The sequence below is a fragment of the Nonlabens dokdonensis genome (assembly GCF_002162835.1).
GTDB classification, from domain to species: domain Bacteria; phylum Bacteroidota; class Bacteroidia; order Flavobacteriales; family Flavobacteriaceae; genus Nonlabens; species Nonlabens dokdonensis_B.
The window spans coordinates 1-2134 of sequence record NZ_MAAX01000138.1; the positions used below are offsets into that span (position 1 = coordinate 1).

At 35.9% G+C, this 2134-nt stretch carries 1 protein-coding gene; it reads left to right on the forward strand.

Annotated elements, in window-relative coordinates; translation table 11 throughout:
• The coding region (locus A9Q93_RS09270) for a translocation/assembly module TamB domain-containing protein (protein ID WP_303687119.1) at positions 1 to 2134 on the forward strand (2134 nt) is incomplete at both ends.

Genomic DNA, 2134 nt, shown 5'->3' on the forward strand with positions numbered 1-2134 from the left:
GAAGAAGATCTAGGAGTTACATTACCTAAAGAAATAGCTCTAAACGCCACAGCAAATGGTTCTTTAACTGACGTTACTGCTCAAGCAAACCTAGAAACAAGTTTAGGAAACTTTGCCGTAGATGGTAACTTTAGTAATAATGAGCAAATAGCATTTGACACCAAGTTAAAAGCGCAAGAAATCAACCTAGCCGAATTGCTAGCGATGCCTGAGTTAGGAAATTTAAGCCTTGCTATAGAAACAAAAGGAAGTGGTAGTGACATAAGCACGCTAGATGCCACTATAGATGGGGAAATTGAGCAATTTGCATATAATGAGTATCCGTTAAAGAATATTCCTATTAATGGAAGTATTGATAATGGTCTTGCACAAATCAAGTCTCAATTTAAGGATGAAAATATCAATATCGCACTAGATGCAAATGCTGCACTTGATACGGAATTGACTACTGCAAGCGCATTTGTAGATGTCGTTGGGATTAACCTGCAAGCCTTTGGTATCGCTTCTAGAAATATCAGAGCAGCAGGGAAAATAGAGGTAGATTACAGTGGCAATACCGAGAAATATGAGGTAAAAACAAACATAGATGATGGAATTGCGGTCTTTGATCAACAGTCCTATCTACTAGGTGATCTTGATATGGATGCTTTTGTAACTACAGACTCGACCTCTGTAAACGTAAAAAACAAAATGCTGGACTTAGAACTACGTTCTAATACAGATCCACAAAATCTAGCAAGTGCCTTACAAAGACATATAGACCGCTATTTAACGTCCAGCACTGCAATGGATACCGTGCAACCAGTAAAAATGAATATTAAAGGTACTGTAAGCCCAGCGCCTATATTACGCGATGTTATTTTACCAGGCCTACAATCGCTTGATACTATTCAAATAGGTGTAAACTTTAATGAGCGCAAACGTGTTTTAAATAGTGAGATTGCTATACCATTTTTGAATTATGCCGGTAGTAAAGTTGATAGCTTAGTCATTTCCTCCAAATCTGATGAACAGAATTTAGAATTTAATTTAGGTTTTAAAAACATTGCTTCTGGTCCTATACAGATTAAACGTACTGATTTATCTGGTATAGTATCTAACAATGTTTTGAACCTAGAATTCACCTCATATGATGATGAGGAACGATTGATGCATTTTGCGAGCACGCTTTCGCGAAAGCGAGATATCAACGGAATAGAAAATTTAATTTTCAACCTATCGCTAGATGATTTGATATTGAATAAAAAACCGTGGTCTATTCCCGACAACAATGAAATAGCAGTAGGAGAAGAGGCGTTAGTTTTTGACAATTTTAAATTGACTAACGAAAGCCAAAGTATAGAATTACGCAGCGATTTAGAAAACATAGAAAACCAGCATTTAGGCTTGTTATTTGATGGTTTTAGATTGCAAGGTTTTATGAGCTATTTGAATCCAGATGAAAAATTAGCAACTGGTGCGGTAAACGGAGAATTTATCTTGGACGATATTTATGGTACTACTGGTTTTATCGCAGACCTAGATGTAAATCAATTACACATTCTAGAAGTGCCTATGGGAACTTTACACCTCGATGCAAACTCTTTAGATGGCGCTCAATATGATATGGATTTAATGATCAAAGGTGATAATGTAGATTTAGAACTCAAAGGAGATTATAAAGCAAGTGAGGTCGCTGCCAATTTAAATTTAGAGCTAGACATTAATAAAATGGCAATGCAAACCATCGCAGGATTATCAGGAGATTTCTTGACAGAAGGTACTGGAAGTATGAATGGTAGTTTTAAGGTAACAGGAAGCACTTTAGAACCAGAATACAATGGAGAAATAAACTTTAATCAGGCTCAAATTAACGTCGCTATGCTCGATACTAGTTTTGAGTTGAGAGATGAAACTATCATTGCTACAAATGAGAAAATCACTTTGAACGATATAAAAGTTTATGATGCTCAAGGTGACGTTTTTAATGTAGATGGAACCGTAGGTACAGAAGATTTACTCAACCCTACTTTTGATTTGAAATTGAAAGCTAGAAGTTTTATGGCACTTAATAGTAGTGCAGAGGATAATGATTTGTATTACGGTAAAGCTACATTTGATGCTGATGCTACCATAAAAGGAGATTTAAACCTAC